Source organism: Enterobacter sp. 50793107 (assembly GCF_001463365.1).
Lineage (GTDB): Bacteria > Pseudomonadota > Gammaproteobacteria > Enterobacterales > Enterobacteriaceae > Enterobacter > Enterobacter cloacae.
Genome location: NZ_LNII01000131.1, coordinates 1 through 9,332 on the forward strand (window position 1 = coordinate 1; position 9,332 = coordinate 9,332).

Genomic DNA, 9,332 nt, shown 5'->3' on the forward strand with positions numbered 1-9,332 from the left:
TCGTTATTGTGGGCGGGGCGGGTCAGATGGGGCGGCTGTTTGAAAAAATGCTGACCCTGTCTGGCTATCAGGTGCGTATCCTGGAAAAAGAGGACTGGGCAAAAGCGCCGGAGCTGATGAAAGATGCCGGAATGGTCATCGTCAGCGTGCCGATTCACGTGACGGAGCAGATCATTGCGAAGCTTCCTCCGCTGCCGGCAGATTGCATCCTGGTGGACTTAGCATCCGTGAAAAATGGTCCGCTGCAGGCAATGCTTGCTGCGCACACGGGGCCGGTCCTGGGGCTGCATCCTATGTTTGGCCCGGACAGCGGCAGCCTGGCGAAACAGGTGGTGGTCTACTGCGATGGTCGTCAGCCGGAAGCCTACCAGTGGTTCCTGGAACAGATTCAGGTTTGGGGCGCGCGGCTGCACCGCATTAGCGCGGTTGAACACGATCAGAACATGGCGTTCATCCAGGCGCTGCGCCACTTTGCGACCTTTGCCTATGGGCTGCATCTGGCGGAAGAGAATGTGCAGCTTGAGCAGTTATTGGCACTCTCTTCGCCTATCTATCGTCTGGAGCTGGCGATGGTAGGGCGTCTGTTTGCTCAGGATCCCCAGCTTTACGCCGACATTATTATGTCGTCTGAGAACAACCTGGCACTGATTAAGCGTTACTACCAGCGTTTTGGCGAAGCCATTACGCTGCTGGAGCACGGCGACAAGCAGGCGTTTATCGACAGCTTCCGTAAGGTCGAACACTGGTTTGGCGATTACGCGCAACGTTTCCAGAGCGAGAGCCGCACGCTGTTGCGTCAGGCAAATGACAGTCGCCAGTAATGCGATGATGTATATACTGAAAGCCAGCATTGCTGGCTTTTTTCATTTTGGGGAACTGTCATGGCCGAACCGCAGCTGCTGTTGAACTACACCGGGCATCTGCCCGAATGCCCGACGTGGAGTGCAGAGGAAAATGCGCTCTACTGGGCGGATATTCTTGAAGGTGAGATCCACCGTTATCATTTACCCACGGCGGAACACACCGTGCTCTCTTTCCACGAAGAGGTGGGGTGTTTCGCCCTGCGCGAACGCGGCGGCTTTATCGTCGCGATGCGAAGCGGCATCTGGCTTTCCGATAAACACGGTCTGCTGCAGCGCAAAGTCTGTGATAATCCGTCGAATCCGCAGCTTGCGCGTTTCAATGATGGGGGAACCGATCACCGGGGCCAGTTCTACGCCGGGACCTTCTGGGCACCGGGTGATTACAACGGGGCGCTGCTGATGCGCATTGATAACGATCTGACGCCAAAAGTTATCCAGTGCGACATTCATGGCCACAATGGTCTGGCATTCAGCCCCGACCAGCGGTGGATGTTTACTTCTGATACGCCAAACGGCGTTATCTACCGTACCCCACTGGATGAGCAGGGGGAACCCGGTAAAAGGGAGATATTCCGCCGGTTCAACGACGGCGAAGGGATACCTGACGGTGCCGCGATGGACGTGGAAGGCTGTTACTGGAGTGCGCTGTTTGATGGCTGGCGCATCGCGCGCTTTTCACCTCAGGGAGAGCATCTGGAAGAGTACCGAATGCCGGTCCGTTGCCCAACGATGGTCTGCTTTGGCGGTGACGATATGAAAACGCTGTTTATCACGACCACACGGGAAAATATGGATGCGCAGGAGGTGGCACAATATCCCCTCTCCGGCGCTATCTTCACCCTGCCGGTCAGTGTGGCAGGGATGAAGAAAAGCCGGTTTATCGAACGTTAGCTTGGGTCAACCGGTACCACGTTTTCGCTCGGATAACAGCCCAGCACCTTCATTGAACGGGTGATTTCGCTCAGTTCGCGCAGGGCTTTCTGCATGGACGGCGATTCCAGGTTGGCCTGAATGTCGAGATAGAACATCTCTTCCCACGGATTGCCGTGAATCGGGCGCGATTCGAGTCGGGTCATGATCAGATTGTGGTTACGCAGTACCAGCAGCGCTTCAACCAGTGCGCCTGCCTGCTGCCCGGTTGCCATCAACAGGGTGGTTTTGGCGGGCACCTGATCAGAGACATTAATGGCTTTGCGTGCCAGCACGATGAAGCGGGTAATGTTTTGCGTCTGGTTTGCCAGGTTACGTTCCAGAACCTGGAGACCATACAGCGCACCGCCCGCCTCGCTGCCCAGCGCCGCGACGGTAGGGGAGTTTGCCTGGGCGACTTTTTCCATCGCCGCGGAGGTGCTTTCGGTGTACTCAATTTTCCAGTTCGGATAACGGTTCAGGAACTGACTGCACTGCTGGAACGGCTGCGGATGGCTGTAGACCGTCTCGATGGTGCTCAAATCGGTTGAGCCAGAGACCAGCACGCAGTGATCGATAGGAATTGTCAGCTCCCCAACCAGCGACAGGCTGGTGTGTTGCAGCAAATCGTACACGTCGTTGATAGCACCTGAACTAGTGTTCTCAATCGGCACGACGGCGTAATCCGCCTGGCCGGTTTCCACCTGATTGAAAATATCGGCGAACTTCGCGCAGCCGCTCTCAATGAACTCTTCAAAATGACGTGCAGCGTACTGGCGGGCAGCCAGATGGGAGTAGGAGCCCTTAGGGCCAAGAAACGCGATGCGGGCAGAGTGCGGGTTGGTTTTATTCAGATGCTGCTGCAACAGCGCTTGCTGGGTCAGAACAGAGTCTTCGATGATGAGCTGGAACAAACGGGTGATGTAATGTGCGTCAAGGTGATGGGCTTTGCCGAGTTGAATCAGACGTTCCAGCAGGTCGCGTTCGCGGTCGATATCACGTACCGGACGGTGGGAGTCCAGTTTGGCTTTACCCACTTCGATGGCGAGCGCGCGGCGTTCAGCCAGAAGTGCCAGTAATTTTTCATCCAGCGCGCTGATTTTTACTCGCAGATCCAGTAACGGGTTTTCCGGTGTCATAGTGTTGTCTGTCTCGTTTTATCGTTATCAATAAAAAAGGCCTCCCGGTGTGGGAGGCCTTGTTGTTCGTCTTCGCATTCTTTATCACACGACGAAACGCCTCCCGTTCAGGGGAAGGTAAAAAAGAATGCGAAGAAAAACGGCGTCAGTTTCATGAAATCATCCTGTGGTTGATAACGTTAAAGTACCCGTACTGTTTTCACCCTGTCAATAAAAAACGCGCCCGAAGGCGCGTTGGCGGTAAACTCAATTTAAAGGATTACTCTTCTTCAACTTCTTCCGCGAAGCTGGCGTCTTTCACCGAGGTCGTGGCGCGACGGGCTTCACCTTTGTGCTGCACTTTATTGAGCTGCCGTTCCAGCTTGTTGATCAAATCGTTAATAGCGGTGTACATATCCTCGTGTTTTGCGCTGGCGACCAGATGGCCGTTTGGAGTATTGATAGTTGCGTCAGCGATGAAACCCTGCGGCTCCTTAGACAGGATGATATGTGGATTAATCAAGTGTGTTTGCCATTTATCCAGTTTGGCGAGACGGTCTGCGACGTGCTGGCGAATTGCCGGGGTAATTTCCATTTGTTTGCTGGTAATGTTCATTGTCATAAATTTTACCTCTTGTCTTTCCGTCTTGGTGATTCCAGCATACCTGTCCTAATGTCAAAATGTGTGATTTAGATCACGTTATTTTGTCGGTTTTTGTCAGGGAATCTTTTTTGTGAGGCAGGGCAGGAAGAGGTGAGATTTACCTTGTCGAAGGCAAAAATTGCGGTCATAGTTGATAGGATGTGTTGAAGCTAAACCGCTTCAGCTTTGTCTGAAATGAATAAAAAAACGGCAGCCCGCGGGCTGCCGTTTTGCTTTGACGTCGCTATCAGGTGTTGCTGCTGTTCGCGGCGATGATTTTTGCTACCTTGTCTGCCTGTGCGGTCATCTGCATCTGGCGGTAAGCATTCTCCATCAGCTTCAGGCCGTCGCGGGTCGCCTGCGTATCCGGATAATCACGCAGCATTCCTTCTACACGGTTAACCACGGCAACCCATGCGCCACGGCGGGTGTAGTATTCAGCAACCGAGTATTCGTATTTCGCCAGACGGTCTTTCAGGAACACCAGACGTTTGGTGGCGTCGGTTACGTACTGGCTGTTCGGATAGCCGCGCACCAGTTTGGAAAAGTCGTTGAACGCATCACGCGCATGCTGCGGGTCACGGTCGGAGCGATCCACACCGAAGAAGCCCTGCAGGGCACTGTCATCCAGCGCCATGTTGGTAAGACCGCGCATGTACATTACATAGTCGATGTTAGGATGAGTCGGGTTCAGACGCATGAAACGATCGATGGTTGCCTGAGCCAGCGGCAGATCGGCATTTTTATAGTATGCGTAGATGAGATCTAACTGTACCTGCTGCGAATACGGACCAAATGGATAGCGATTATCCAACGCTTCCAGTTGCGTTATCGCCTGTTTCCAGTTACCGTCCTGCAACTTTTGTTGTGCAGTCGCATAGATTTCATTCGGCGGATTGTCAGGGACCTGTTCATTTGAACCGGAGCAGCCCACCAAAGCCAGGCTCAACGTGGCCGCTGCCACCAGATATTTCATGCGCGTCATGACGTTTTGACTTTCCTCAAATGTTTGTCCGGGAGAAACTCTGTTCCTGCTCCCGATTAAGACCAGCTACAATAGCACACTATATTAAACGGCAAAGCCGTAAAACCCAACGTTAAACGAAGAAGCAGTTTATGGCACAACGAGTAGAACTCACCGCAACAGTCTCCGAAAATCAGCTCGGTCAACGCTTAGATCAAGCTTTGGCCGAATTGTTCCCTGATTATTCGCGTTCACGCATAAAAGAATGGATTCTTGACCAGCGCGTGCTGGTAAACGGTAAAGTCTGGGACAAACCGAAAGAGAAAGTGTTAGGTGGGGAAGCTGTCGCCATCAATGCTGAAATCGAAGAGGAAATCCGCTTCGAGCCACAGGATATCCCACTGGATATCGTCTATGAAGATGATGACATTCTGGTGATTAACAAGCCGCGCGACCTGGTTGTTCATCCGGGAGCGGGGAATCCTGACGGTACGGTACTTAACGCACTTCTCCATTATTATCCGCCGATTGCTGATGTGCCGCGTGCCGGTATCGTGCATCGTCTGGATAAAGACACCACCGGTCTGATGGTGGTGGCAAAGACCGTACCTGCCCAGACTCGCCTGGTGGAATCACTGCAGCTGCGTGAGATCACCCGCGAATATGAAGCCGTGGCTATTGGTCATATGACTGCTGGCGGTACGGTTGATGAGCCGATCAGCCGTCACCCTACCAAACGTACTCATATGTCGGTGCATCCGATGGGTAAACCGGCGGTGACGCACTATCGCATTATGGAACATTTCCGCATTCATACGCGTCTGCGTCTGCGTCTGGAGACCGGTCGTACCCACCAGATCCGCGTGCATATGGCGCACATAACCCATCCGCTGGTGGGGGATCAGGTTTACGGTGGTCGTCCGCGTCCGCCAAAAGGGGCATCGGACGAGTTCATTAGCGTACTGCGCAAGTTTGATCGTCAGGCGCTGCACGCCACCATGCTGCGCCTTTATCACCCTATTTCAGGGATTCAAATGGAATGGCATGCGCCGATCCCGCAGGATATGGTGGAGCTTATTGACGCCATGCGCGCGGATTTTGAAGAACACAAAGATCAAGTGGACTGGTTATGAGCAAACTGATTGTTCCGGAGTGGCCACTGCCTGAAGGTGTGGCTGCCTGCAGTTCAACCCGCGTTGGCGGGGTAAGTCAGGGGGCGTGGGCGTCTTTGAACCTTGGCGCACACTGCGGCGACAACCTGGAACACGTTGAAGAAAACCGCTCGCGGCTGTTTGCTGCGGGCAACTTACCGTCTAAACCGGTGTGGCTTGAGCAGGTTCACGGTAAAGCCGTGCTGAAGTTGACGGGAGAACCCTACGCGTCTAAACGTGCCGATGCCTCCTACAGCGATACGCCGGGAACAGTATGCGCGGTGATGACAGCCGATTGCCTGCCGGTGCTGTTTTGTAACCGTGCGGGTACCGAGGTTGCGGCTGCTCATGCGGGCTGGCGTGGTCTGTGTGAAGGCGTGCTGGAAGAGACCGTCGCCTGCTTCAAAGACGATCCTGCAAATATCATTGCCTGGCTTGGCCCGGCAATTGGTCCTCAGGCATTCGAGGTGGGCCCAGAGGTTCGTGAAGCGTTTATGGCAAAAGATCCGCAAGCCGTTAACGCTTTCGAACCCGTGGGGGAAAAATATCTGGCCGATATTTATCAGCTTGCACGTCAGCGTCTGAATAATGTCAAGGTGACGCAGATCTTCGGCGGTGACCGCTGTACGTTCACCGAAAAGGGTGATTTCTTCTCTTATCGCCGCGACAAGACGACGGGGCGTATGGCAAGTTTTATTTGGCTGATATAACCTAAAGAATCAAGACGATCCGGCACGTGCCGTTTTCTTTTCACATAATTCAGGTCATTAACCTTGAATAATTGAGGGATGACCTCATTTAATCTCCAGTAGCAAATTTGACCTGTTATGGGAGGAGTTATGCGTCTGGATCGTCTTACTAATAAATTCCAGCTTGCTCTCGCCGATGCCCAGTCCCTTGCACTGGGGCACGACAACCAATTCATCGAACCTCTTCATTTAATGAGCGCCTTGCTGAATCAGGAAGGGGGATCGGTACGTCCATTATTAACGTCTGCTGGCATTAATGCTGGCCAGTTACGCACCGCCATCGATCAGGCGCTGAGCCGTTTACCGCAGGTAGAAGGTACCGGCGGCGACGTTCAGCCGTCCCAGGATCTGGTGCGGGTGCTGAACCTTTGCGACAAGCTGGCGCAAAAACGTGGGGACAACTTTATTTCGTCGGAACTGTTTGTTCTGGCGGCGCTTGAATCACGCGGTACCCTGACCGACCTGCTGAAAACTGCCGGCGCAACCACGGCCAATGTGACTCAGGCGATTGAGAAAATGCGTGGGGGTGAAAGTGTGAACGATCAGGGAGCCGAAGACCAACGTCAGGCTTTGAAAAAATTTACGGTCGATCTGACCGAGCGTGCTGAGCAGGGTAAACTTGACCCGGTGATCGGCCGTGATGAAGAAATTCGCCGTACTATTCAGGTTCTGCAGCGCCGTACCAAAAATAACCCGGTGCTGATTGGTGAACCGGGCGTCGGTAAAACCGCCATCGTTGAAGGGCTGGCGCAGCGTATTGTAAACGGTGAAGTACCGGAAGGGCTGAAAGGCCGCCGTGTACTGGCGCTGGATATGGGGGCGCTGGTGGCCGGGGCGAAGTATCGCGGTGAATTCGAAGAGCGTCTGAAAGGGGTGCTTAACGATCTGGCAAAACAAGAAGGCAATGTCATTCTGTTTATCGATGAGTTGCACACCATGGTCGGTGCCGGTAAAGCAGACGGCGCGATGGATGCCGGGAACATGCTGAAACCTGCACTGGCACGCGGTGAACTTCACTGTGTGGGTGCCACGACGCTGGACGAGTACCGTCAGTACATTGAAAAAGATGCTGCACTTGAACGTCGTTTCCAGAAGGTGTTTGTCGCGGAACCAAGCGTGGAAGATACCATCGCGATCCTGCGTGGTCTGAAAGAACGTTATGAGCTGCACCACCATGTGCAGATCACTGACCCGGCAATTGTTGCGGCAGCGACGCTTTCGCATCGTTATATCGCCGACCGTCAGTTACCGGATAAAGCGATCGACCTTATCGATGAGGCCGCATCCAGCATTCGTATGCAGATAGACTCGAAGCCGGAAGAGTTGGACAGACTCGACCGTCGTATCATTCAGCTCAAACTGGAACAGCAGGCACTCAAGAAAGAGTCTGATGAAGCCAGTAAAAAACGCCTCGATATGCTCAATGAGGAACTGGACGATAAAGAGCGCCAGTATTCTGAGTTAGAAGAAGAGTGGAAGGCAGAGAAAGCGTCACTCTCTGGCACTCAGACCATTAAGGCTGAACTCGAACAGGCAAAAATTGCCATTGAGCAGGCGCGTCGTGTGGGTGACCTGGCGCGAATGTCAGAGCTGCAGTACGGCAAAATCCCTGAGCTGGAGAAACAGCTTGAGATTGCGACGCAGTCTGAAGGCAAAACGATGCGTCTGTTACGTAACAAAGTAACGGATGCGGAAATTGCAGAGGTGCTGGCGCGCTGGACCGGTATTCCGGTAGCACGCATGATGGAAAGCGAACGCGATAAACTGCTGCGCATGGAGCAGGATCTGCATCAGCGCGTGATTGGCCAGGACGAGGCGGTTGAAGCGGTTTCTAACGCCATCCGTCGTAGCCGCGCCGGATTGTCTGATCCTAATCGTCCGATTGGTTCGTTCCTGTTCCTGGGCCCTACCGGGGTGGGGAAAACCGAGCTGTGTAAGGCGCTGGCTAACTTTATGTTCGACAGCGACGATGCGATGGTGCGTATCGACATGTCCGAGTTTATGGAGAAACACTCCGTTTCACGTCTGGTGGGTGCGCCTCCGGGATATGTCGGTTATGAAGAAGGTGGTTACCTGACAGAAGCGGTACGCCGTCGCCCTTATTCCGTCATCCTGCTGGACGAAGTGGAAAAAGCGCACCCGGATGTGTTCAATATTCTGCTGCAGGTCCTGGATGATGGTCGTCTGACCGACGGGCAGGGGAGAACGGTGGATTTCCGTAATACGGTGGTGATCATGACATCGAACCTGGGTTCCGATTTGATTCAGGAACGTTTCGGTGAACTGGATTACAGCCATATGAAAGATCTGGTTCTGGGTGTGGTTAGCCATAACTTCCGTCCGGAGTTCATCAACCGTATAGATGAAGTGGTGGTATTCCATCCTCTGGGTGAGAAACACATTGCGTCGATTGCACAGATCCAGCTGCAGCGTCTGTACAAACGTCTGGAAGAGCGTGGATATGAAATTCACATCTCTGACGATGCGCTGAAACTGCTGAGCGAAAATGGTTACGATCCGGTTTACGGGGCGCGTCCGTTGAAACGTGCTATCCAGCAGCAGATCGAAAACCCGCTGGCGCAGCAGATACTGTCAGGCGAACTGGTTCCGGGCAAAGTTATCCGTCTGGAAGCCAACGAGGACCGAATTGTGGCAGTGCAGTAAGTCACAAAACGCAAAAACGAGCCGCTTGCGGCTCGTTTTTGTTTAAAAACCAGGCCAGAATTGAGGTCTGGGATGTAATTTGCCTGGAAAGTGAGCAGTCAGTAAATAATTTTCACTTTATCCTTGCAGCTTCAGAATAACTCCCTATAATGCGCCTCCACTGACACGGAACAACGGCACACACGCCGCCGGGTCAGCAGAGAAAAGCAAAATAAACGCTTGACTCTGAACCGGGAAAGCGGAAAATGCACACCCCTGTCGCTCATACACA

At 53.4% G+C, this 9,332-nt stretch carries 9 protein-coding genes and 1 other annotated feature; of the genes, 5 read left to right on the plus strand and 4 right to left on the minus strand.

The window, feature by feature from the left end; translation table 11 throughout:
- Positions 1-821 (plus strand): bifunctional chorismate mutase/prephenate dehydrogenase (gene tyrA, locus APU11_RS17375; RefSeq protein ID WP_060578680.1); only part of this gene is annotated, 821 nt, incomplete at its 5' end.
- Between the two features lie 60 nt (positions 822-881).
- Positions 882-1,754 (plus strand): SMP-30/gluconolactonase/LRE family protein, encoded by an 873-nt coding sequence (locus APU11_RS17380; RefSeq protein ID WP_058651084.1) that lies wholly within the window; start codon positions 882-884, stop codon positions 1,752-1,754.
- Here APU11_RS17380 and pheA read toward each other — a convergent pair.
- The 4 genes from pheA to bamD all read right to left on the minus strand — a co-directional run bounded on the left by pheA (position 1,751) and on the right by bamD (position 4,518).
- Positions 1,751-2,911, minus strand: coding sequence for a bifunctional chorismate mutase/prephenate dehydratase (gene pheA, locus APU11_RS17385; protein ID WP_013098340.1), 1,161 nt, complete (start codon positions 2,909-2,911; stop codon positions 1,751-1,753). The genes APU11_RS17380 and pheA overlap by 4 nt on opposite strands.
- A gap of 30 nt (positions 2,912-2,941) precedes the next feature.
- Positions 2,942-3,067, minus strand: a sequence feature (Phe leader region).
- Positions 3,019-3,066 carry a pheA operon leader peptide PheL gene (gene pheL, locus APU11_RS28135; RefSeq protein WP_100249759.1) on the minus strand — a complete coding sequence of 16 codons (48 nt, stop codon included), beginning with the start codon at positions 3,064-3,066 and terminating at the stop codon, positions 3,019-3,021. It overlaps the preceding feature by 48 nt.
- A 103-nt stretch (positions 3,068-3,170) precedes the next feature.
- Positions 3,171-3,512 carry a ribosome-associated translation inhibitor RaiA gene (gene raiA, locus APU11_RS17390; protein ID WP_008502470.1) on the minus strand — a complete coding sequence of 114 codons (342 nt, stop codon included), beginning with the start codon at positions 3,510-3,512 and terminating at the stop codon, positions 3,171-3,173.
- A 268-nt stretch (positions 3,513-3,780) separates the two neighbouring features.
- Entirely contained in the window at positions 3,781-4,518 is a 738-nt protein-coding gene (bamD, locus tag APU11_RS17395) for an outer membrane protein assembly factor BamD (RefSeq protein WP_013098339.1), read from the minus strand.
- A gap of 131 nt (positions 4,519-4,649) precedes the next feature.
- Between bamD and rluD the strand changes: the two genes are divergently transcribed.
- The 3 genes from rluD to clpB all read left to right on the plus strand — a co-directional run bounded on the left by rluD (position 4,650) and on the right by clpB (position 9,061).
- Entirely contained in the window at positions 4,650-5,630 is a 981-nt protein-coding gene (gene rluD / locus APU11_RS17400; protein ID WP_029882082.1) for a 23S rRNA pseudouridine(1911/1915/1917) synthase RluD, read from the plus strand.
- On the plus strand, positions 5,627-6,358 hold the full coding sequence (yfiH, locus tag APU11_RS17405; protein WP_038980875.1) for a purine nucleoside phosphorylase YfiH: 732 nt from the start codon (positions 5,627-5,629) through the stop codon (positions 6,356-6,358). The genes rluD and yfiH overlap by 4 nt, the downstream gene beginning before the upstream one ends.
- A 129-nt stretch (positions 6,359-6,487) precedes the next feature.
- Positions 6,488-9,061: an ATP-dependent chaperone ClpB gene (gene clpB / locus APU11_RS17410; RefSeq protein ID WP_038980873.1), complete on the plus strand. Its 2,574-nt coding sequence runs from the start codon at positions 6,488-6,490 to the stop codon at positions 9,059-9,061.
- The last annotated feature ends 271 nt before the right edge of the window (positions 9,062-9,332 follow it).